Origin of the sequence: Bradyrhizobium cajani (assembly GCF_009759665.1) — a bacterium.
Lineage (GTDB): Bacteria > Pseudomonadota > Alphaproteobacteria > Rhizobiales > Xanthobacteraceae > Bradyrhizobium > Bradyrhizobium cajani.
The window spans coordinates 230,007-252,430 of sequence record NZ_WQNE01000003.1 but is presented as its reverse complement, the minus strand read 5'-3'; the positions used below and the strand labels follow the sequence as shown (position 1 = coordinate 252,430).

The window sequence follows — 22,424 nt, the reverse complement described above, 5'->3', positions numbered from 1 at the left end:
CCACAGGCGCGGGTTATCGTGCCGCATCCTACGGCGTCACCGCTCCGCGTGCGACCGCGCGTGGGGCGGTCAGGTCTTTCCACGTGGAATTGGCGACATGCACGGGAGAGAATGCCGGGCGTTCGACATAGCGGCCGTCGCCGGCCTCGGCGCGCAGATCGCCATCCTTCCAGACGATGCGGCCACGCGACAGGGTCGCGGCGGCGCCGCCGGTGCAGGAAAAGCCCTCGAACACGTTGTAATCGATCCGGCTCATCTGCCGCTTTGCGCTGATCGTCTTGCTCGCCTTGGGGTCCCAGACCACGATGTCGGCATCCGAGCCGACGGCGACGGCGCCCTTGCGGGGAAAGATGTTGAGGATGCGGGCGATGTTCGCCGAGGTCACCGCGACGAATTCCTCCTTGGTCAGCCGGCCCGTGGCGACGCCCGCGGTCCATAGCAGCGCGAGGCGATCTTCGAGGCCGCCGGTGCCGTTCGGGATCTTCCTGAAATCGCCGAGCCCGAAGCGCTTCTGCTCGGTGGTGAAGGCGCAGTGGTCGGTCGCGACCACCTGGAGGGAGCCGGATTGCAGGCCGGCCCACAGGCTGTCCTGGTGCGACTTGTCGCGGAACGGCGGCGACATCACGCGCTGGGCGGAATGATCCCAGTCCTTGTTCTGATAATCGCTCTCATCGAGCAGCAGATGCTGGATCAGCGGCTCGCCATAGACGCGCTTCCCCGCAGCCCGCGCGCGGGCGATCGCCTCATGCGCTTCGCGGCAGCTGGTGTGCACGATGTAGACCGGCGTGCCCGTCATATCCGCGATCATGATGGCGCGGTTGGTGGCTTCGCCCTCGACCTCCGGCGGCCGCGAATAGGCGTGGCCTTCGGGGCCGGTGACGCCGCGTGCGATCAGCGCCTCCTGCATCAGGGCAACGACGTCGCCGTTCTCCGCATGCACCACAGGCATGGCGCCGAGGTGAGCGCAGCGCGCGAACGAATTGTAGAGCTCGTCATCGTTCACCATCAGCGCGCCCTTGTAGGCCATGAAGTGCTTGAAGGTGTTGATGCCGTAGGTCTTGACCACGGTCTCCATCTCGTCATGGATCTGCTTCGACCACGACGTCACCGCCATGTGGAAGCCGTAGTCGGCGGCCGCCTTTTCCGATTTGTGCCGCCACTCCTGATAGGCCGCGAGCATGGACTGGCCGGGATCGGGCAGGCAGAAATCCACCACCATCGTGGTGCCGCCGACGAGGGCCGCCTTCGTTCCTGATTCGAAATCGTCGGCGGTGACGGTCCCCATGAACGGCATTTCGAGATGGGTATGCGGGTCTATGCCGCCCGGGATGATGTAGGCGCCGCCGGCGTCGATGATCTCCGCGCCCGCAGGCGCATCGAGCGATGTCCCGACTGCGACGATGGTCTCGCCATCGATCAGTACGTCCGCACGGCGTGCATGATCATGATTGACGACGGTGCCGCCGCGGATGAGGAGGGGCATGGGGGCTCCGGAGAGAGAAGAGGACCGCGCGAAGGCTAAGCGCGCGGCCTTCGATGCGACAGGCGAAATTTTAGTCAGCCGCTGCTCATCGCGTCCCCGGGCTCTCGGCATCTGTGTCGCGCGCGATCAACCCATGAACCATCGCGCGCACCAGGCCCGCGATTTCCCTGCGCAGCGCCGGCAGTGGAACGGCGACGAGCTTCTGCTCGAGGCCGAGCGCAACCATGCCATGCACCGCCGAGAACAGGCTGCGCGCGGTGATGCCGAGTTCCTCACGGCTGCGCTTTGGAAACAGCATGGCCAGCGGCTGATAGATATGGCGGAACAACTGCAGCTGGTCGTTGATCGACCAGTCGGGAAGGACCTTGTCAGCTTCCATGCGGTGCTCGAACAGCGCGCGCCAGAGCTGGAGATTTTCCGCGGCGAAATCGCAATAGGCGATGGCGATGCGGACCAAGGTTTCCTGCGGCGAGGGCTCGCCTGCACGTTCCGCGGCGCCCAGCGCCTCGTCGAGCCGAAGCAGCGTGCGCGAGCCGACGCGCAGGATCAGCTCGTCCACGTCAGCGACGAGATTGTAGACCGCGCCATTGGCGCAGCCGATCTCGCGGGCAAGATCGCGGGTTTTCAGGCCAGCCAATCCGCGGCCGGCGATCATCCGCTCCGCCGACAGGATCAGGTCGGCCCGAAGTTTCTCTCGACGTTCCAAGGCTTTAGACATTTGTTAACCGAATTCGTGAGCGTCGTTCAAATTTTTCTTGAGCGGCGCTCAAGATGTGCTACAAAGCACCCGTGAGCAATGCTCATAACAGGGAGCAGCCAATGTTCAAGACCGTAGTCACACTTTTCCGCGGCAGCGTGGCCGCCGCGAACGAGGAACTGGAAGACCGGACGGCCCTTCTGATCCTCGACCAGCAGATGCGCGACGCGGCAGCCGCCGTCGAGCGCAGCAAGCGCACGCTGGCGCTGGCGATTGCCCAGGACCAGCAGGAGGGCCGCAAGCTCGAGACGACGCTGGCCCGTATCGCCGATCTCGAGACCCGCGCGGTTGCGGCGCTCGACGGCGGCCGCGAGGATCTCGCCAAGGAGGCCGCCGAAGCCATCGCGGGTCTCGAGGCCGATCGCGATGCCGCCATGACGGCACGCGCGCTGTTCGCGACCGAGATCGCCCGGCTGAAGCGCCACGTTGCGAGCGCTCAGGCCCGGATCACCGAGCTCGACCGGGGCCGCCGTGTCGCCCGCGCCTCGGAAGCGGTGCGCTCGCTCCGCCGCAGCGGCATCGAGGCGGCACGTCCTTACGAATCCACCCTGCCGGAGGCGGAGAGCACCTTGCGGCGCCTGCGTGAGCGTCAGATGGAAGCGCAAGCCGCCGACGATGCGCTGGTCGAGCTCGATGCGGCCACCGGCCCGCTCGCCACCGCCGAGAAACTCGCCGAGCAGGGCTTTGGCCCCCGGCTCAAGACGACCGCGGATGACGTGCTGGCGCGGTTGAAGTCCAAGCGCACGCAGACTGCCTGATCAGACCCAATTTCCCCAACTCAATCTTCATTTGAACCTACGGGAGACCATCATGAACCAGAACGGCCAGCCCCACAGCAGCGCCTGGGTGACTTTCACTTACGCGTCCTTCGCAGCCTCCGCCTTCCTCGTCGCCATCGGCATCTTCTTCCTGCCGATCGATCTCTGGATGAAGGGCTATCTCACCATGGGCATCGTCATGCTGATCCAGACCTGCATCACCCTGACCAAGACGGTGCGCGACAATCACGAGAGCAGCCGGCTGGTGAACCGGATCGAGGATGCCAAGGCCGAGCGCCTGCTGATGGAAGTCTCCAAGGCGGCCTGAGAGGTCGCGCAGAGAATGAGGCTGCACGCAATTTCGGGCGGCGGATGCTGGAGCATCCGCCGCTTGCGTTTCGGCTCATTTGTTCGGCGTCGTCTCGGAATGACATCCCGACGGGCCGTCGATGCCGATTGTGATTTGACCCCAGGTGCGATATGGCTCTCGCGCTTTCCAGAGGCGGAGATCAGCTTTGTCGAAACAATCCCTGCGTGAGGAGGCCGAGCGCCTGATCCGCGAATCGATGGAAAAGAAGACCATCGTCGTGAAGCAGGGCACCACCCGCATCGAAGCCGTCTGCGGCAAGTGCGGCGCGCCGAACCGGGTGCAAGCGGAGAAGGGCCAGGCCCGCGTCAAGTTCGCCTGCAAGCAGTGTGGGCATAAGCAGGAGACGCTGTAGGCCGTACCCTCTCCCCTTGTGGGAGAAGGGAAGAAATCTACTTCTCCTCCACAAACCTCTTGAACGCATCCGCGTAGTCCGGATGCCAGCGCGACAGCGGCGGGCGGTTCTCGACGATGTCGCCGGCGGCCCACATCATGCGCTTCTCGTCGAGCGCGCGCGGCACGTCGTTGTCCGGGCACAGGATGTAGAAATCGCCAGCCTCCAGCCGCGCCAGCATGAAGTCGACCGTCTGCTCCGGCGTCCAGGCGCCGGCCGGCTTCTCCGTCCGGCCCTTCGCGGTGAGGCCGGTGAAGACGAAGCCGGGAATGAGCAGATGTGCGGTGATGCGGCAGCCCTTCGTGTTGCGCAGCTCGTGCTGGAGCGCCTCGGTGAATGCTTTTACGCCGGCCTTGGAGACATTGTAGGCGGGATCGCCGGGCGGGGTGGTGATGCCCTGCTTGGAGCCGGTGTTGATGATCAGGCCGCGCCTGCCCCGCGCGATCATGCCGGGCGCGAAGATGCGCGAGCCGTTGATGATGCCCCACATGTTGACGCCGATGATGCGCTGCCAGTTGTCGGGCTCGCCGAACAATGTGCTGCCGGGCTGGATGCCGGCGTTGTTCATGAGAATATCGGCTCCGCCGAAGCGCTCGCGCACGGCACGCTCCAGTTTCATCACGCTCTCGACCCGGCCGACGTCGACCATTGACGTCATCACATTCTCGGCACCTGCGAGGGATGACAGTTTTGTTGCGGCCTCTGCCAGCCGCGGCTGATCGACATCGGCGATGCACACCTTCATTCCGGCGCGCGCGAAAGCCATGGCGGCAGCGAGGCCAATGCCCGACGCACCTCCGGTGATCACGGCGACGTTGTCCCTGGCGACGACAGGATGCGGCATGGCGGAATCTCCGGCGAAGGTGCGTTGCACTTCGTCGCATTATAGCACGTGCTCGTCCGACCCTGCACAAGTTGGCATGGGAGGTCTTCGTTCCACGCCGCCTTTACGCCTCTCCGGCCACGCTGTATTTTATCTGACGAACGATCCCGCCCAGATCGAACCAATAAATCAGATGAAAGGGAGTGCAGCCATGGCTGTATCGCAGGCTATTCCGATCACGCGCCATCCGTTCGCCAACGGGTCGTACAAGCAGATGCTGATCGACGGCAAATGGGTCGACGCCGCTTCCGGCAAGCGCTTCGAGACCCGCAATCCCGCCACTGGCGAACTGCTCGCAACCGTCGCCGAAGGCGACAAGGAAGACATCGATCGTGCGGTCGCGGCCGCCCGCCGCGCCTTCGAGGGACCGTGGAGCAAGGTCAAGCCGTTCGAGCGACAGAACCTGCTCCTGAAGCTCGCCGACCTCGTCGAGAAGAACTTTGACGAATTGTCGCAGCTCGACACGCTCGACATGGGCGCCCCCGTCAGTCGCACCCGCGCCTATCGTCTCCGCGCCATCGGCATGCTGCGCTACTATGCCGGCCAGACCACCGCGATCCACGGCGAGACCGTCGAGAACTCGCTGCCCGGCGAGATCTTCTCCTACACGCTGAAGGAACCGGTCGGCGTCGTCGGCGCGATCATTCCCTGGAATGGCCCGCTCACCGCGACGATCTGGAAGATCGGCCCGGCGATCGCGACCGGCTGCACCGTGGTGCTCAAGCCCGCCGAAGAAGCGCCGCTGACCTCGCTGCGCATCGCCGAGCTGGCGATGGAAGCCGGTGTGCCGCCCGGCGTCATCAACGTCGTTCCCGGCTATGGCGAGACCGCGGGCGCAGCGCTCGCCTCGCACCACGACGTCGACAAGGTCGCCTTCACCGGTTCGCATGTCACGGGCCAGTCGATCATCCGTGCCTCGGCCGGCAACCTGAAGCGCGTCTCGCTCGAGCTTGGCGGCAAGTCGCCGGACATCGTGTTTGCGGATGCCGATCTCGATGCCGCCGTGCCGGGCGCCGCGATGGCGGTGTTCGCCAATTCGGGGCAGATCTGTAGCGCCGGCACGCGCCTGTTCGTCGAGCAGTCGATCTACGAGGAGTTCGTCGGCCGCGTCGCCGAATTCGGCAAGAAGCTGCAGGTCGGCAACGGTCTCGATCCCAACACCCAGATCGGGCCGCTGGTCTCCGAACAGCAGCTCGAGCGTGTCACCGGCTATCTCGATATCGGTCAGAAAGAAGGCGCGCGAGCGCTTGCCGGCGGCGGCCGCGTCACCGAAGGCGCGCTGTCGAAGGGCTTCTTCGTCTCGCCGACGGTGTTCGCGGGCGTCCAGGACAACATGCGCATCGCGCAGGAGGAGATCTTTGGTCCCGTCATCTCCGCGATCGCGTTCAAGGACATGGACGAGCTGGTCAAGCGCGCCAACGCCACCACGTTCGGCCTCGGCTCCGGCCTTTGGACGCGCGACGTCAGCAAGGCCCATGCGGTTGCGAAAAGCCTGCGTGCCGGCTCGGTGTGGGTGAACTGCTACCAGGCAATGGACCCGGCCATGCCGTTCGGCGGCTACAAGATGAGCGGCTACGGCCGCGAGTCCGGCAAGCAGCATGTCGAGGAATATCTCAACGTGAAGGCCGTCTGGATCAAGACGGCGTAGGACCTGTTCTCTTCCACGTTCCGTGAGAGGGAATATCTGCTTTCGTGGGGCGGCGCCTTTTCCGGTGGCCGCCCCTCGCTATATGATCCGCATCCTTCCAGAGACATTCGGGGCCAGTATGAAATTCCAGGCGTTGTTCAAACCGTTGCAGGTCGGTCCGTACAAGCTCGCGCATCGTGTCGCGATGGCGCCGTTGACGCGCATGCGCGCCGAGCGCGAGAGCTTTTCGCCGCGGCCGCTCAACGCCGAATATTACGGCCAGCGCGCGACCCCGGGCGGACTGCTCATCGCCGAAGCCTCGCCGGTGCTCTCGCACGGCCGCGGCAACCCGGCGACGCCCGGCATCTATTCGGAGGCGCAAATTTCTGGCTGGCGCAAGGTGGTCGATGCCGTGCACGCCAAGGGCGGCATCATCTTCCTCCAGCTCTGGCATGTCGGCCGCGTCTCGCATTCCTCCTTCCACGGCGGCGCGTTGCCGGTGTCCGCCTCGGCGATCCCGATCAAGGCCGAAGGCATGAAGGCGATGACCGCCGACGGCAAGATTTCCGACTACGAGACGCCGCGCGCGCTGGAGACCGAGGAGGTCGAGGGTATCGTCGAGGCATTCCGGCAGGGCGCGAAGAATGCGCTCGCTGCCGGCTTCGACGGCGTCGAGATCCATGGCGCCAACGGCTACCTGCTCGAGCAGTTCCTGCAATCGCGCAGCAACCGGCGCACCGACCAATATGGCGGCGGAATCGAGAACCGCGCACGGCTGCTGCTCGAGGTCACGCAGGCCGCGATCGACGTCTGGGGCGCGAACCGCGTCGCCGTGCGGCTGTCGCCCCACGGCATCGCCAATGATTCCGGCGAGCCCGATCCGATGCCGCTCTATACCCACGTCGTGAAGGCGCTCGACAAGCTCGGCCTTGCCTATCTGCATTTCATCGAGCCGCGTTCGAGCGGCGCGGGCCGCGCCGACGTCCACTGGGAGAACGTGCCGTCGGCGATGGTGCTGTTCCGACCGCTCTACAGCGGCGTGCTGATGACCGCCGGCGGCTTCACCGGCGAAACCGCAAATGCGGCGATCGCCGAAGGCCATGCCGACATCATCGCCTTCGGCCGCATCTTCATCTCCAACCCGGATCTGCCGCGCCGCCTTCAGCACGATTATCCGATCACGCCGTACAACCGCGCGACGTTCTATGGCGGCGAGGAGAAGGGGTATACGGATTATCCGGTGTATGACGAGCTGACGCCGGCGTAGACGATGTCGTAGCCCGGATGAGCGAAGCGATATCCGGGACTTTCGCCTGAGCAACAGCTTTCCCGGATGTCGCTTCGCTCATCCGGGCTACGGACTTATCGTGTGGCGCCGACCGCACCACAAACTCCGTCATTGCGAGCGCAGCGAAGCAATCCAGAGTCTTTCCGCGGCGGCAGTCTGGATTGCTTCGCTGCGCTCGCAATGACGACGGAGAGAGCCCATCATGGCCAAAGCCGCAGCCGCCGCAGGAACCGCCACCGGGCAATGTCTCTGCGGCAAGGTCAGCTTCGAGATCGACGTGCCCGCGCGCTGGGCCTGGCATGATCATTCCGCCGCCAGCCGCCGTGCCCATGGCGCGGCCTATGCGACCTATGTCGGAAGCTGGAAGAAGCGCTTCCGCATCACCAAGGGCAAGTCGGCGCTCACGCGTTACGAGGACAAGGCGACGAAGACCGCGCGCAGCTTCTGCTCGCATTGCGGCACGCCGATCGCCTATGAGCGCCCGCGCGGCCCGCACATGGTCAACATTCCCCGGGCGCTGTTCAACGCGCGCACCGGCCGCCAGCCGCTCTATCACATCGCGATCGAAGAGCTGCAGGAATGGGCCTATACCGGCGAGCCGCTGGTGCCGCTGAAAGGCTATACAGGCGTGGTCTGGCAGCGCGCGAAAAAGAAGAAGCGTGGCAGCGGTGAGGACCCGTTCGAGATGGGGCGGGAGGAGATGTAGCGCGCCACGCTCCCGCGCAACGCAGCCATGAGCGCGCTTCCTTGCGCGCCTCCCAAGACTTCGGCCATCATGCGCTCCGTCCTTGCGGCAACGTCCGCTCCTGGAGGAAACATGAAGAACAAGATCACCGGCCGCTCAGCCTTTCTCGCGCTGCTCAAGGACGAGGGCATCACGCATCTGTTCGGCAACCCCGGGACCACCGAGCTGCCGATCATGCACGCGCTGAAGGACCATCCTGACCTCACCTATGTGATGGCGATGCAGGAGAGCCTGGTGGTTGCGATTGCCGATGGCTACAGCCGCGCCTCGGGAAAACTCGTCGCCTGCAACGTCCATGTCGCGCCCGGCCTCGGCAATGCCATGGGCTCGCTCTACAACGCCCAGTTCACGGGCACGCCGATGATCCTCACCGCGGGCCAGCAGGAGCAAGGCCATGGCTTGATGGAGCCGGTGCTTTATGGCCCGCTGGTGCGCATGGCCGAGCCGCTGGTGAAATGGGCGGTGGAAGTGACCAGGCTGGAGGATCTGCCGCGTATCGTGCGCCGCGCTGCCAAGGTCGCGATGACGCCGCCGACCGGGTCGGTCTTCATCTCGCTGCCCGGCGACATCCTCAACAGCGAGGCCGGCATCGATCTCGGCCGCTCCACCCGCATCGACGCTCGCACAAGGCCGTCGGACGAGGCGCTGAAGGCGTTTGCGGCGCGCTTGCTCAAAGCCGAGCGTCCCGTGATTGTCACCATGGACGAGGTGGTCAAGAGCGATGCGCTCAAGGAAGCCGCCGAGCTCGCCGAACTCCTGGGCGCAGCCGCTTACCAGTCCTCGACGCCCTATGGCTCGCATTTCCTCTCCGAAAGCCTGAGCTTCGTCGGCACGCTCGCGCGCGTGCAGAAGGTCGCGCGCGACACGCTGGCGCCTTACGACCTCCTGATCGCGCTCGGCGGCGATCCCCTGCGCATGTCGGTCCATAGCGAAGTCGATGCGCTGCCGGACGGCCTCGGCATCGTGCAGGTGGGGCTTGCGGATTGGGAGATCGCCAAGAATTATGGTGCCGAGATCGCGCTGAAGGCGGATGTGAAGGAAACGCTACGTGCGCTGATCCCGGTGCTGAAGGAGATGGGCGGCGCTGCACTGGCGCAACGCGCCAGGCAGCGTCTCGCCGAGCTCGCACCGAAGAACTGGAGCGCACGCCGCGTCGTGCTGGTCGAGCAGATCGGCAAGAGCGCCGCCCGTACGCCGATTGATCCCGACTTTCTCGTGCTGCAAATGGTCGAGGCCATGCCCGACCATGCGATCCTCGTCGACGAAGGGCTCACCTCCAGCCGCCAGATCACGGCGCTGCGCCCGCACCGCGATCGCTATGGCTATCACGGCCTCGCCTCCGGCGGCATCGGCTGGGGCCTGCCTGCGTCAGTCGGCGTCAGCATTGCCAATCCGGATCGCCCCGTCGTATGCTGCTCCGGCGACGGCAGCGCGATGTATTCGATCCAATCGCTATGGACCGCGGCGCATCACAAGCTGCCGCTCAACGTGGTCATCGCCAACAATGGCGGCTACCGCATCATCAAGCAGCGCCTGCTCGCCTTCCATGGCGATGACAATTACGTCGGCATGGATTTCGCCGATCCGCCGGTGGACTTCGCCGGCGTCGCGAAGGCGCTCGGCTGCGAGGCGATCAAGATCAGCGATCCCCGTGAGCTGAAGGCGACGCTGGCATCCGCGTTCAATCGGCCGGGGACGAAGCTGATCGAGGTGATGGTGGACGGGAAGGTGTAGGGCGATAGTCCACAGCCGTCATTGCGAGCGCAGCGAAGCAATCCAGAATCCCTCCGCGGTGACAGTCCTGGATTGCTTCGCTGCGCTCGCAATGACGATGATGAGGCACACTGCCTCTCCAGCGTCGTCCCCGCGAACGCGGGGACCCATACCGCGTGATCTATCGATCATGGGTGCTGCTAATCCCGAACGACGAGTCGTCGCCAAACCACTCCCTGGGGTTATGGGTCCCCGCGTTCGCGGGGACGACACCGGGCGCGGCCTTACCCCGTCTTCCCCACCCGATACCCCGCCGCCGGATGCGGCGCGCCGAGCCGCGCGCGGCCGGCGCCGAACAGCTTCTCCCGCAGCGTGCCTTTCGCGTAGTCCGGCTTGTAGCGTCCGCGCTTCGTCAGCTCAGGCACCAGCATGTCGGCGATGTCCTCGAAGTCGCCCGGCGAGATCGCAAAGGCGACGTTGAGGCCGTCGACGTCGGTCGCTTCGAACCATTGCTCGATCTTGTCGGCAACCATCTCCGGCGTGCCGACCACGACCGGGCCGGCGCCGCCGATGCCGACATGCTCGATGACGTCGCGCACGGTCCAGATGCGGTCGGGATCGGCGCGGGTGACGTTATCCATCGCGCTACGGCCGGCGTCGTTCTGGACGTGGCGGACCTGCTGGTCGAGGTCGTAGCCGGAGAAGTCGACACCGGTCCATCCCGACATCAGCGCGAGGGCGCCTTCGGGGCTGATGTGGCGGCGGTAGTCGGCGTATTTCTCTTTCGCCTCCGCTTCCGTCCGTCCGAGGATGATCGTCATCATCGAGAACATCAGGATCTCGGCCGGGTTGCGGCCGAGCGCGGCAGCCTCCTGGCGGATCGCGGAGACGCGCGGCGCGATCACCTTGGCCGACGGTCCCGACATGAACACGCATTCGGCATGCCTTGCCGCGAACTGCCGGCCGCGCGGCGAGGTGCCGGCCTGGTACAGCACCGGCGTACGTTGCGGCGACGGCTCGCTGAGATGAATGGTGTTGTTGATGCGGTAGTTCGCGCCGTCATGGTTGACGCGATGGACCTTGCCGGGATCGGTGAAGATGCCGCGCTTGCGGTCGCGCAGCACGGCGGCGTCCTCCCAGCTGCCTTCCCAGAGCTTGTAGACCACCTCCATATATTCGTCGGCGATGTCGTAGCGGTCGTCGTGTCCGGTCTGCTTGTCCTTGCCGGCACCGCGCGCGGCGCTGTCGAGATAGCCAGTGACGACATTCCAGCCGATCCGTCCCTCGGTGAGATGATCGAGCGTCGACATCCGCCGCGCGAACGGGTAGGGCGGCTCGAAGGACAGATTGCTGGTGACACCGAAACCGAGATTCTGCGTCACCGCGGCCATCGCCGAGAGCAAGAGCAGCGGCTCGTTCGAGGGCGTCTGCGCCGCGTTGCGCAAGGCTGCGTCAGGGCTGTTGCCATAGACGTCGTAGACCCCGAGCACGTCGGCCAGGAACAGCCCGTCGAACCGGCCGCGCTCCAGCGTCCTGGCGAGATCGATCCAGTAGGGCAGGCGGTTATATTCGGCGGTGCGGTCGCGCGGATGGGTCCACAGGCCCGGTGACTGATGCGCGACGCAATTCATCGCAAAGGCGTTGAGCCTGATCTCTTTGGCCATGACAGATTCCTCGGCGCTCTGTACTGAGCGCTCTTCGAATGGTAGACGTGCGCCCGAACTTGGCGAAGTTCTTGCATATCTTGAACGTGGATGATGCAGCATTGGCAAGACCAAAATCAGCGGCGCTGCCGCCCTTGGCAAGCCAATCTCAAGAGAGCAAGAACGAAATCCCAAGAGAACTCGAAGACTATCGAACTCCCCGCCACTTCCGTAGGCCTGCCCGTATCGGATAGGGTCCTTCGTCCCAGGAAGCCTCGAAATAGCACGCAATGACCAGAGCCGACGCCATCGCCCGCGCCCGTGACGATTTCAAATCCGGCGCGTTCCTATCTGAGCTCGACCGCCGCGTCGCGTATCGAACCGAAAGCCAGAATCCCTTGCGCGGCGCCGAGCTTCGCGGCTATCTGGAACAGGAGATGCAGCCGGCGTTCGCGGCGCTCGATTTTTCCAGCCGCATCGTCGAATCCCCCAACGGCAAGGCGCCGTTCCTGCTTGCCGAACACCACGAAAGCGCGTCCGCGCCGACCGTGCTGATCTACGGTCATGGCGATGTGGTCGACGGCATGGAAGGCGAGTGGCGCGATGGCCGCGATCCCTGGCGCACGACGGTTTCGGGCATTCGCCTCTACGGCCGCGGCACCGCCGACAACAAGGGCCAGCACAGCATCAACATGGCGGCGCTCCGTGCGGTGCGCGAGGCGAGAGGCGGCAAGCTCGGCTTCAATGCCAAATTCATCGTCGAGATGGGCGAGGAGATCGGCTCGCCCGATCTCGGCAAGGTCTGCGATCTCCACCGCGACGCGCTCAAGGCCGACCTGTTCATGGCCTCCGACGGGCCGCGGCTGTCCGCCGACCGGCCGACGCTCTTCCTCGGCTGCCGTGGCGGCATCCGTATCCACCTCGACGTGAACTTGCGCGATGGCGGCAACCATTCCGGCAATTGGGGCGGCGTGCTCGCCAACCCGGCGACCATCCTGGTCAACGCCATTTCCACGCTGGTCGACGGTCATGGCCGCCTCCAGCTCGACGCGTTGAAGCCGCCGCGGCTCACCAACCAGATCCGCAGCTATCTTGCCGACGTACAGGTGGTGCCGAGCGAGGGCGAGCCGGCGCTCGCGGAGAACTGGGGCGAGGAGGGATTGTCGGCAGCCGAACGGCTCTACGCCTGGAACACGCTTGAAGTGCTGGCGATGTCGTCGGGCAATATCGAGAAGCCGGCGAACGCCATCCCCGGCCATGCCAATGCTGTCCTGCAACTGCGTTTCGTGGTCGGGACGAAGATCGAGGGCCTGATCGAGGCCATCCGCGCGCATCTGGTCGCAAAAGGCTTTCCGATGGTCGAGGTTCGGGCGGCGCAGAGTTTTGCTGCATCGCGCACAGATTTCGACAGCCCCTGGATCAAATGGGCCGCGGATTCGGTGCAAGAGACGACCGGCAAGGCGCCGGCCGTGTTGCCGAATTTCGGCGGCTCGCTGCCCAATGACGTGTTCTCCGAGATCCTGGGCCTGCCGACGATCTGGGTGCCGCACTCCTATCCCGGTTGCTCCCAGCATGCGCCCAATGAGCACATCCTGCTGCCATTGACCGAAGAGGCCTTGACGGTGATGGCCGGGCTGTTCTGGGATCTCGGCGAGTTGCCGGCGCCGTTAACCTGAGCCTTTGATCCAGCCGAAAGTCACATTCTAATCCGGCTCGATTTGTGCTTGCATCCGGGCCGCATCATCCGAAAGGGGAAGAAAAAAGTGAAACATTTCCGTCACATCGGGCTCGCGCTCGCCGCGACCTTCGCCGTCAGCCAGGCCGGGGCCCAGGAGCTGACCGGCACGCTGAAGAACATCAAGGACACCGGCGCGATCACGCTGGGCTTCCGCGACTCCTCGATCCCGTTCTCCTATCTCGACGACAACCAGAAGCCCGTCGGGTTCGCGATGGACATCTGCTACAAGATCGTCGACGCCGTGAAGAAGGAACTCAAGCTCGACAAGCTCGAAGTCAAGCTCAACCCGGTGACCTCCGCGACGCGCATTCCGCTGATGGCCAACGGTACGATCGACCTCGAATGCGGCTCGACCACCAACAACGCCGAGCGTCAGAAGCAGGTCGCCTTCACCAACACCCACTTCCTGACCGCGAGCCGCTACGTCTTCAAGAAGTCGAGCGGCCTCAAGTCGATCGACGACCTCAAGGGCAAGGCGGTGGTCTCGACCGCCGGCACCACCAACATCAAGCAGCTCACCGAGGCCAACGTCGCGAAAGGCCTCGGCGCCAACATCATTCCGGCCAAGGACCACGCCGAAGCCTTCCTGATGGTCGAGACCGACCGCGCGGTCGCCTTCGTCATGGACGACATTCTGCTGGCGAGCCTCGTTGCCGGCTCGAAGTCGCCGGATGACTACGCCATCTCCAAGGATGCGTTCTCCAAGCCCGAGCCCTACGGCATCATGCTGCGCAAGGACGACGCGCCGTTCAAGAAGGTGGTCGATGCGGCAACCGCTGCGCTCTACACCTCCGGCGAGGCCCAGAAGATCTACGAGAAATGGTTCACGGCCAAGATCCCGCCGAAGGGCCTGAACCTCAACACGCCGATTTCGGCCGAGCTGAAGAACGAGTTCGCCAAGCCGACGGATTCGCCGAACCCGGACGACTATAAGTAAGGTAGACCTCGATCTTTCGATCGGGATCATGTCCGGCCACACTTGACACCAGGGTGGCCGGACATTTGCATAGGCGGTCAGGACATCCATGACTGGCGCGTTCGCGCGGGGGACACGTGAACTACAACTGGAACTGGGGAATCTTTTTCCAGCCGAACCCGATGGGGACCGGCACCTATCTCGACATGCTCTTGGCGGGACTGGCGCTGACCCTCAAGACCGCGGCGCTGGCCTGGGTCATCGCGCTGATCACCGGCTCGATCGTCGGCGTCATGCGCACGCTGCCGTCGAAGGGCGCCTACTGGTTCGGCTTCGCTTACGTCGAATTCTTCCGCAACATGCCGCTCCTGGTGCAACTCTTCCTGTGGTTCTTCGTGCTGCCGGAGATTCTGCCGAAGGCTGCCGGGCTCTGGCTGAAGCAATTGCCGAACGCGCCGTTCTGGACGGCGGCGATCGGCGTCGGCCTGTTCATGTCGGCGCGCGTCGCCGTGCAGTTGCAGGCCGGCATCGGCTCGCTGCCGCGCGGGCAGAAGATGGCGGCGACCGCGCTTGGCCTCACCACCGTGCAGGGCTATCGCTACGTGCTGCTGCCGATGGCGTTCCGCATCATCCTGCCGCCGCTGACGTCGGAGTTCCTCAACACCATCAAGAACACGGCGGTCGCCATCACCATCGGCCTGCTCGAGCTGACCGGACAGGCGCGCTCGATGCAGGAATTCTCGTTCCAGGTGTTCGAGGCCTTCACCGCCGCAACCATCCTCTACCTCCTCGTCAACGCCGTCGTCGTGACCGCAATGCGCTTCCTCGAGCGCTGGGTCGCGATCCCAGGCTACATCACGGGGAAATAGCACCATGCTCGGAAGTTTCGATTTCGATGTCATCCGCCGCGCGCTGCCCTACCTGTTCTACGAGGGCATGACGTTCACGCTGACGCTGACGGCGCTGGCAGCCCTCGGCGGTCTGGTGTTCGGCACGGCACTGGCCCTGATGCGCCTCTCCGGCCTCAAGCTGCTCGGCCGGATCGCCGGCCTCTATGTCGACTTCATGCGGTCGCTGCCGCTGGTGCTGGTCATCTTCTGGTTCTACTTCCTCGTGCCCTATATCGGGCAGTGGCTGACCGGCGCATCGCGCCCGATCAGCGTCGGCGCATTCGCGTCCTCGCTCATCACCTTCATCATGTTCGAGGCCGCGTATTTCTCCGAGATCATGCGTGCCGGTATCCAGTCGATCTCGCGCGGACAGCCGGCCGCTGCCAGCGCGCTGGGCCTGACCTACGCGCAGACCATGCGCTACGTCGTGTTGCCGCAGGCCTTCCGCAACATGTTGCCGGTCCTGATCACGCAGACCATCGTGCTGTTCCAGGACACCTCGCTGGTCTACGTCCTGTCGATCACGGACTTCCTCGGAGCGGCGAGCAAGGTGGCCCAGCGCGACGGGCGCCTGGTCGAAATGTACCTGTTCGCGGCAGTCGTCTACTTCACCATCTCCTGTATCGCGTCCTTCGGCGTCCGTCGCCTGCAGGCGCGCATCGCCATCATTCGTTAGGGCCTGTCATGATCGAAATCAGCCACGTCGATAAATGGTATAGCCCGACCTTCCAGGTGCTGACCGACTGCACCACCAGCGTCGCCAAGGGTGAGGTGGTGGTGGTGTGCGGTCCCTCCGGCTCGGGCAAGTCGACGCTGATCAAATGCGTCAACGCGCTGGAGCCGTTTCAGAAGGGCGACATCAGCATCGACGGTATCAAGGTCAACGATCCCAAGACCGATCTGCCGAAGCTCCGTTCGCGCGTCGGCATGGTCTTCCAGCATTTCGAGCTGTTCCCGCACCTCAAGATCATCGACAATCTCTGCCTCGCGCAGGAGAAGGTGCTGGGCCGGGCGCACGACAAGGCGGTGACCAAGGGCATGCAACTGCTCGAGCGCGTCGGCCTGAAGGAGCATGCGCAGAAGTTTCCCGCCCAGCTCTCCGGCGGCCAGCAGCAGCGCGTCGCCATTGCGCGCGCGCTCGCCATGGACCCCATCGCCATGCTGTTCGACGAGCCGACTTCGGCGCTCGACCCCGAGATGATCAGCGAGGTGCTCGACGTCATGGTCGACCTCGCCCGCGAAGGCATGACCATGATGGTCGTCACCCACGAAATGGGCTTTGCCCGCAAGGTCGCCAACCGCGTGATCTTCATGGACCGCGGCGAGATCGTCGAGGACGCCGCGAAGGACGACTTCTTCGGCAAGCCGCGCAGCGACCGCGCGCAGAAGTTCTTGTCGAAGATTCTTTCCCACTAACCCCGTCGTCATTCCGGGGCGCGCGACAGCGCGAGCCCGGAATCCATTGGGCGGCAGTCCGCGAGGCGAAATGGATTCCGGGCTCATTCGCTGCGCGAATGCCCCGGAATGACGAAACGAGGGGTGATCGCTTCCCCCATTTCGCGTATAAGCGCGTCAAATCCCCCTTTTTCCCGCCAGGAGACCTGCCTTGGACTCGATCGCCTACGTCAACGGCTCATTCGTCCCGCTCTCGGACGCGAAAGTCTCGATCCTCGACCGGGGCTTCCTGTTCGCCGACGGCATCTACGAGGTTTCGGCCGTGCTCGACGGCAAGCTGGTCGACAATGCATCGCACCTGGCGCGGCTGGAGCGCTCGGTCGGCGAGATCAAGCTGAAGCTGCCGGAGACGGTCGAGCGCATCACCGAGCTCCAGAAGGAGCTGATCGCGCGCAACAAGGTCGAGAACGGCCTCGTCTATCTCCAGGTAACGCGCGGTGCCGACAAGGGTCGCGACTTCGCGTTCCCCAAGGGCGACGTCAAGTCGAGCCTGGTGATGTTCACCTCGGAGAAGGACATCATCAATGCGGCGTCGGCGAAGACCGGCATCAACGTGATCACGGTGCCCGACATCCGCTGGGAACGGCGCGACATCAAGAGCGTGGCGCTGCTGGCGCAGGTGCTGGCGAAGCAGGCCGCGGCCGAAGCCGGTGCCGGCGAAGCCTGGATGCTGGAAGACGGCTATGTCACCGAGGGCGGCTCGTCCTCGGCGTTCATCCTCACCAAGGACGACGTCATCGTGACCCGCAAGAACTCCAACGCGATCCTGCCGGGCTGCACCCGCAAGGCCGTGGTGGCGCTCGCCGAAGAGCGCCAGCTCCGCGTCGAGGAGCGTTCCTTCACGGTCGCCGAGGCGCTGGCTGCGAAGGAGGCTTTTGCGACGTCGGCCTCGCTGTTCGTCCAGCCCGTGGTTGCGATCGACGGAAAGAAGATCGGCGACGGCAAACCCGGCCCGATGGCAACGCGCCTGCGCGAGATCTACGTGGAGTTCGCCAAGGCGACGGCGGTTTAGGCGGCACACCCGGTGTCATCGCCCGCGAAGGCGGGCGATCCAGTATTCCAGAGACGGCGAGGCTAGAGTCGAGAGGCCGCGGCGTACTGGATGCCCCGCCTGCGCGGGGCATGACAGTTGAGGATGTGGAGGCGGCGCCGTGTTCGTCCCGCCGTATGCCCCGCGCCACCCCTCACGCCACCGACGCCTTCACCTTCACCGGATGAACCGCGCGGAACGAGATCGCGATCCTGTTCCAGGCGTTGATGGCCGCGATCAGCATGGTCAGGTTCACGGTCTCCTCCTCGGAGAACTGCGCGCGGACCTGCTCGTAGACGTCGTCGGGCGCGTGCGTCTGTGAAATCAGGGTCACCGATTCCGTCCAGGCCAGCGCCGCGCGCTCGCGGTCGGAATAAAGCGGGGATTCGCGCCAGGCGTTCAGCAGATAGATCCGCTGCTCGGTCTCGCCGCGCTTGCGCGCGTCTTCGGTGTGCATGTTGATGCAGAAGGCGCAGCCGTTGATCTGCGAGGCCCTGATCTTGACCAGTTCGATCAGCGACTTCTCCAGGCCCGTTGACTGGATCTGCGTCTCCAGTGCCATCAGTGCTTTGATCGTGTCGGGCGCGGCCTGGTAGTAGTTCATGCGGGGCTTCATGGTCGTTCTCCTTTCTTGGGTGGATGTCAGTGTGCGCCGCCGGCCGAGACATGGCCAGGCTTCTTCAGGAACAGGGCCGCGATCAGAGCCACGATCAGCGCCATGCCGAGCAGATAGAAAGTGTCGCTGAAGGCGAGGATATAGGCCTGCTTCTGCACGATACGTCCGATCGCGACATAGGCGCGATGCGCGGCGTCCGCACGGTCGAGGACGCCATGATTGATGAAATACTGGGTCAGTTGCTCCAGCCGCGTCCGGGTGGCCTGTTCGAACACCGAGACCGATTGCATCAGCACGTTGGAGTGATACTGCTCGCGCTTGGTCAGCACGGTCTGCAACAGCGCAATGCCGACTGCGCCGCCGAGATTGCGCATCATGTTGAACAGGCCGGAGGCCGAGCCGGCGTTCTCCGCTTCGATGCCGGCGGTTGCCACCGCGGACAGCGGTGCCATGACCAGCGCCTGCCCGATCGCACGGACGACGTTAGGCCACAGGAGTTGGTCGGCGGCGTAGTTGCTGGTCATGTAGATGTTCATGAAGTTGGAGGCCGCGAACAGCACGAAGCCGACGCCGATCACGATCCGGGCATCGAATTTCTGCATCAGGCGCGGCACCAGCGGGATCAGCACGAGCTGCGGCAGTCCGGTCCAGGCCAGCACCATGCCAATCTGCTCGGCATTGTAGCCCTGGATGCGCGCCAGATATTGCGGCAGGATGAACACCGAACCGTAGAGCGCGACGCCGAGCAGGAAGTTCGCGAGCATGCCGAAGCCGAAATTGCGGCGCACCAGCAGGCGCAGGTTCAAGAGCGGCTTCTTCACCGTGAGCTCGATGATCAGGAAGGCGGTCAGCGCAACGACGGCGATCACCGACAGTTTCACGATGAACGGCGAACCGAACCAGTCGTCCTTGTTGCCTTCCTCCAGCACGGTCTGGAGCGCCGACAGGCCGATCGCCATGGTAATGATGCCGACCCAGTCGCCCTCGCGCAGCAGCGACAGCTTCATGGGCTTTGCGTCGAGCGCGTACCAGAGCATGCCGACCATGATCGCGCCGGGCACGAGGTTGACGTAGAAGATGTACTGCCAGCCGAAATTCTCGGTGAGATAGCCGCCGATGGTCGGGCCGATCGCCGGCGCGAACGTTGCCGACAGCGCGAACAGTGCAAGGCCGACCGGCTGCTTCCCGCGCGGCAGCAGCGTGATGATCAGCGTGAAGGCCATCGGGATCAGCACGCCGCCGGTAAAACCCTGCACGGCGCGCAGCACGATCATCTGCGACAGATCCTGCGCCAGCGCGCAGGCTGCGGACAGAAGAAGGAACAGGACCGCGTTGGTGAGGAGATAGATCCGGATCGAGAACACCTGCGCGAGCCAGCCGGACAGCGGGATCACCACGATCTCGGCGATCAGATAGGAGGTCGAGATCCAGCCGCCGTCGTCGATGCCGGCGCCGATCGCGCCCTGGATGTCGGCGAGCGAAGCGTTGACGATCTGGATGTTGAGCACCGCCATGAAGGCGCCGAGCGTCGCCCCGATCACCGCGATCCAGGTTTTGGTGGAAACGGCCGGCGTGGCGGGCGCGGCAGGGGCGGGAAGGCTGGCTGCGGCGTTCAGGGGCGGTTGGAGCGTGCTCATGGGAGCCTCGTCTTCCGTTACGGAGACAGGATGCATCGGGCGGATGGATCGATATCGAGCAAGTCGGGCAAGGATCGTTCGTATGATCGTGCCGCGACCCTTGTCAGCTTCAGCCGCCTTTCGGGCGAGATGTATTGTCGGCAAGACGCCTGGCCGTCTCGCGATCGGCCAGCGCCGCCTGCTTGGTGTCGACGGTCGGCACCGCCGACATGCCCGGTCGCAGCAGGCCGGTCAGGTTATGGTCGTCGAGAACGATCTTCACTGGCACGCGCTGCACGATCTTGGTGAAATTGCCGGTGGCGTTGTCCGGTGGCAGCAGGGCGAATTCGAGCCCGCTCGCCGGCGACAGGCTGTCGACATGGCCGCGCAGGGGCTTGTCGCGGAAACTGTCGATGCGCAGCTCAACCGGCTGGCCTGGACGCACATGCGTGAGCTGCGTCTCCTTGAAGTTCGCAACGACATAGACCGCATCGAGCGGCACCACCGCCATCAATTGCGTGCCCGCCTGCACGTACTGGCCGACGCGCAAGCTTCGGGCGCCGACCGTGCCGTCAACCGGCGCGGTGATCTCGGTATAGGACAGGTTCAACGCCGCCTGCTGCGCGACTGCGCGGGCGCGATCGAGCTGGGCTGTGACCTGGGCGCGCTGGGTGGTGAGCACGTCGACCTTACGCTCTGCGGCCACGAGGCCCGATTTCGCATGCTGCAATTGCGCATTGCTGGCGCGCAGCGCCGCATCGGTCTGCTGTGCACGCTGGATCGTGCCGGAGCCCGATTTCATCAGGTCGTCGTAGCGGGCGCGCTCCTCCTGCGCGAATTTCAGATTGGCGTCGGCCGCTGCGACGTCGGCCGTGCTCTGCTCGATGATCGGCTGCTGGAGTTCGAGCTGGGCGTCGATGTTGCGCACCGAGGCTTCGGCGGCGGCGACGTCGGCGCGGGCCTGGTCGAGGGCCGCCTTGAAGTCGCGGTCGTCGATCTTGGCCAGCACCTGCCCGGCCCTGACCTTCTCGTTGTCGCCGACCAGCACCTTCGCGATGTAGCCCGAAACCTTTGGCGCGATGATCGTGGAGTCCGCCTTCACATAGGCATCGTCGGTGGATTCGAGGTAGCGGCCGTTGGTCCAGTAGTCGTGTCCGTAGTAGCCGGCCGTTGCCGTGCCTGCGAGGAGTGCGAGCACCAACGCCCCGCGCCGGACCATGGTCCGGGCCGGCAAAGGTCTCGACGCCTTGGAGTAATCCTGAGTGATTTCAGTTGCTTGCTGGAAGTTTTCGGTGCGGGGCATCTCGGACATGGCGATCTCCTGGCGGCCTGCTGAGATTATCTGTCTTCCTGGATCCCATGATAATCGGCGAAATCCTGGAAGGATTATCCACCAGGGGTGGATAGTCCGAGAGTATTGCCATGGTCGTGATCGTATCGAACCCGGGCGTGACTGCCCCAGAGCGATTGCCCGCCTGTCGCGATTGCGGCTAAGGCGTGCGTCATGTCGCAATCTGGGTGATCTGATAGATAATCCAAGCGAATTCCTTGCGATTATCGATCAAGAGCGGATAATCAGGTGGCATGGACCGATTGACCAGCCTCGAAGTCTTCAGCCGGGTGGTCGAGACCGGCGGCTTCTCCGCAGCAGCCCGCAAGCTCAACATGTCGACCACCATGGTGAGCAATCATGTTCAGGCGCTGGAGGACCGGCTCGGGGTGAGGCTGCTCAACCGCACCACGCGCAAGGTCAGCCTCACCGAGATCGGCAGGGCCTATTACGACCGCGCCACGCAGATCCTCGCCGATCTCGAACAGGCCGACGACATCGCGAGCGAATTGCAGTCGGTGCCCCGGGGGACGCTGCGCATCCACATCGCCACCCACATGGTGCCGTTCGTCGCGCCGGTGGTGGCGCAGCTCCTGTCCTCCTATCCGGAGCTCAAGGTCGATCTGCGCATGGGAGAGGCCGACGTCGATCTCATCGAGGAAGGCTACGACGTTGCCCTGCGCATGACCGCGCCGCCGGATTCGAGCCTGATCGTCCGCAGCCTCGCCACCTGGCGCCACGTGCTGTGCTGCTCGCACGATTATCTCGAGAGGCATGGTCGCGTTCAGAAGCTCGACGAGCTTGCCGCGCACAATTGCGCCCGTCACCTGAACTATCCGTTTGGCGACGAATGGCGCTTCTTCGACCGCAAGGGCGCTCCGGCGTCGGTACGCATCTCGGGGCGCTTCGTCACGAATAGCGGGGAGGCACTGCGGGCTGCGGCGCTGGAGGGCGCGGCCGTCTGCCTCATGGCCGGATTTCTTGCCCAGGGCGACCTCGAAGCAGGCCACCTCGTTCGGCTCCTGCCCGAATATCGCCCGGTCGAGATGTCGATGAACGCGGTCTACCCGCATCGCCATCATTTGTCGGCGAAGGTCAGGACCTTCATCGACATGCTCGTGCACCACAGCGCAGAGCAGCAGAAGCTGATCAATCCGTATTCGTGAGCGGTGCGG

21 protein-coding genes are annotated in these 22,424 nt (G+C 64.5%); 14 read left to right on the top strand and 7 right to left on the bottom strand.

What is annotated here, in order from left to right:
* Positions 1 to 28: 28 nt before the first annotated feature.
* Both hydA and GPL20_RS06135 read right to left on the bottom strand, forming a co-directional pair.
* Entirely contained in the window at positions 29 to 1,483 is a 1,455-nt protein-coding gene (hydA, locus tag GPL20_RS06140; RefSeq protein ID WP_157328693.1) for a dihydropyrimidinase, read from the bottom strand.
* Positions 1,484 to 1,568: 85 nt separating this feature from the next.
* Positions 1,569 to 2,201 (bottom strand): TetR/AcrR family transcriptional regulator, encoded by a 633-nt coding sequence (locus tag GPL20_RS06135; protein WP_157328691.1) that lies wholly within the window; start codon positions 2,199 to 2,201, stop codon positions 1,569 to 1,571.
* A 101-nt stretch (positions 2,202 to 2,302) separates the two neighbouring features.
* Here GPL20_RS06135 and GPL20_RS06130 point away from each other — a divergent pair, with 101 nt between their 5' ends.
* The 3 genes from GPL20_RS06130 (at position 2,303) to GPL20_RS06120 (ending at position 3,720) form a co-directional block, all read left to right on the top strand.
* Positions 2,303 to 2,998, top strand: a complete 696-nt coding sequence (locus GPL20_RS06130) for a PspA/IM30 family protein (RefSeq protein ID WP_157328689.1) — start codon at positions 2,303 to 2,305, stop codon at positions 2,996 to 2,998.
* Between the two features lie 52 nt (positions 2,999 to 3,050).
* On the top strand, positions 3,051 to 3,326 hold the full coding sequence (locus GPL20_RS06125) for a YiaA/YiaB family inner membrane protein (protein WP_014491840.1): 276 nt from the start codon (positions 3,051 to 3,053) through the stop codon (positions 3,324 to 3,326).
* A 187-nt stretch (positions 3,327 to 3,513) separates the two neighbouring features.
* Positions 3,514 to 3,720: a hypothetical protein gene (locus tag GPL20_RS06120; protein WP_061879056.1), complete on the top strand. Its 207-nt coding sequence runs from the start codon at positions 3,514 to 3,516 to the stop codon at positions 3,718 to 3,720.
* A gap of 37 nt (positions 3,721 to 3,757) precedes the next feature.
* Here GPL20_RS06120 and GPL20_RS06115 read toward each other — a convergent pair whose 3' ends face one another.
* Entirely contained in the window at positions 3,758 to 4,603 is an 846-nt protein-coding gene (locus GPL20_RS06115; protein WP_157328687.1) for an SDR family NAD(P)-dependent oxidoreductase, read from the bottom strand.
* A gap of 190 nt (positions 4,604 to 4,793) precedes the next feature.
* Between GPL20_RS06115 and GPL20_RS06110 the strand changes: the two genes are divergently transcribed.
* The 4 genes from GPL20_RS06110 to GPL20_RS06095 all read left to right on the top strand — a co-directional run bounded on the left by GPL20_RS06110 (position 4,794) and on the right by GPL20_RS06095 (position 10,036).
* Positions 4,794 to 6,290, top strand: a complete 1,497-nt coding sequence (locus GPL20_RS06110; protein WP_157328684.1) for an aldehyde dehydrogenase family protein — start codon at positions 4,794 to 4,796, stop codon at positions 6,288 to 6,290.
* 118 nt (positions 6,291 to 6,408) lie between these two features.
* Positions 6,409 to 7,536 carry an alkene reductase gene (locus tag GPL20_RS06105; RefSeq protein ID WP_157328682.1) on the top strand — a complete coding sequence of 376 codons (1,128 nt, stop codon included), beginning with the start codon at positions 6,409 to 6,411 and terminating at the stop codon, positions 7,534 to 7,536.
* Between the two features lie 223 nt (positions 7,537 to 7,759).
* The gene (locus GPL20_RS06100) at positions 7,760 to 8,263 is read left to right on the top strand and encodes a GFA family protein (protein ID WP_157328680.1); all 504 of its coding nucleotides are present in this window, start codon (positions 7,760 to 7,762) and stop codon (positions 8,261 to 8,263) included.
* 111 nt (positions 8,264 to 8,374) lie between these two features.
* On the top strand, positions 8,375 to 10,036 hold the full coding sequence (locus GPL20_RS06095; RefSeq protein WP_157328678.1) for a thiamine pyrophosphate-binding protein: 1,662 nt from the start codon (positions 8,375 to 8,377) through the stop codon (positions 10,034 to 10,036).
* 263 nt (positions 10,037 to 10,299) lie between these two features.
* Here the strand turns inward: GPL20_RS06095 and GPL20_RS06090 are convergent, their stop codons facing one another.
* Positions 10,300 to 11,679, bottom strand: coding sequence for an LLM class flavin-dependent oxidoreductase (locus tag GPL20_RS06090; protein ID WP_157328676.1), 1,380 nt, complete (start codon positions 11,677 to 11,679; stop codon positions 10,300 to 10,302).
* 269 nt (positions 11,680 to 11,948) lie between these two features.
* Here GPL20_RS06090 and GPL20_RS06085 point away from each other — a divergent pair, with 269 nt between their 5' ends.
* From GPL20_RS06085 to GPL20_RS06060, 6 genes are all read left to right on the top strand, one after another.
* Complete coding sequence (locus GPL20_RS06085) at positions 11,949 to 13,334, top strand: M20 family metallopeptidase (RefSeq protein ID WP_157328674.1); 1,386 nt, start codon at positions 11,949 to 11,951, stop codon at positions 13,332 to 13,334.
* 87 nt (positions 13,335 to 13,421) lie between these two features.
* Positions 13,422 to 14,333 (top strand): amino acid ABC transporter substrate-binding protein, encoded by a 912-nt coding sequence (locus GPL20_RS06080; protein WP_254125793.1) that lies wholly within the window; start codon positions 13,422 to 13,424, stop codon positions 14,331 to 14,333.
* A gap of 116 nt (positions 14,334 to 14,449) precedes the next feature.
* Positions 14,450 to 15,181, top strand: coding sequence for an amino acid ABC transporter permease (locus tag GPL20_RS06075; RefSeq protein WP_254125791.1), 732 nt, complete (start codon positions 14,450 to 14,452; stop codon positions 15,179 to 15,181).
* 4 nt (positions 15,182 to 15,185) lie between these two features.
* Positions 15,186 to 15,878 carry an amino acid ABC transporter permease gene (locus GPL20_RS06070; RefSeq protein ID WP_157328670.1) on the top strand — a complete coding sequence of 231 codons (693 nt, stop codon included), beginning with the start codon at positions 15,186 to 15,188 and terminating at the stop codon, positions 15,876 to 15,878.
* Between the two features lie 8 nt (positions 15,879 to 15,886).
* The gene (locus GPL20_RS06065; protein WP_157328668.1) at positions 15,887 to 16,618 is read left to right on the top strand and encodes an amino acid ABC transporter ATP-binding protein; all 732 of its coding nucleotides are present in this window, start codon (positions 15,887 to 15,889) and stop codon (positions 16,616 to 16,618) included.
* A gap of 190 nt (positions 16,619 to 16,808) precedes the next feature.
* Positions 16,809 to 17,669 carry a D-amino-acid transaminase gene (locus GPL20_RS06060; RefSeq protein WP_157328666.1) on the top strand — a complete coding sequence of 287 codons (861 nt, stop codon included), beginning with the start codon at positions 16,809 to 16,811 and terminating at the stop codon, positions 17,667 to 17,669.
* 172 nt (positions 17,670 to 17,841) lie between these two features.
* Here GPL20_RS06060 and GPL20_RS06055 read toward each other — a convergent pair whose 3' ends face one another.
* The 3 genes from GPL20_RS06055 to GPL20_RS06045 form a co-directional block, all read right to left on the bottom strand.
* Complete coding sequence (locus GPL20_RS06055; RefSeq protein WP_157328663.1) at positions 17,842 to 18,303, bottom strand: carboxymuconolactone decarboxylase family protein; 462 nt, start codon at positions 18,301 to 18,303, stop codon at positions 17,842 to 17,844.
* 26 nt (positions 18,304 to 18,329) lie between these two features.
* Entirely contained in the window at positions 18,330 to 19,940 is a 1,611-nt protein-coding gene (locus GPL20_RS06050; RefSeq protein WP_157328661.1) for an MDR family MFS transporter, read from the bottom strand.
* A 109-nt stretch (positions 19,941 to 20,049) separates the two neighbouring features.
* Positions 20,050 to 21,231, bottom strand: a complete 1,182-nt coding sequence (locus tag GPL20_RS06045) for an HlyD family secretion protein (RefSeq protein WP_157328659.1) — start codon at positions 21,229 to 21,231, stop codon at positions 20,050 to 20,052.
* Between the two features lie 272 nt (positions 21,232 to 21,503).
* On the opposite strand from GPL20_RS06045, the gene GPL20_RS06040 reads away from it, so the two are divergent.
* Positions 21,504 to 22,415 carry a LysR family transcriptional regulator gene (locus tag GPL20_RS06040; RefSeq protein ID WP_157328657.1) on the top strand — a complete coding sequence of 304 codons (912 nt, stop codon included), beginning with the start codon at positions 21,504 to 21,506 and terminating at the stop codon, positions 22,413 to 22,415.
* Positions 22,416 to 22,424: the final 9 nt, after the last annotated feature.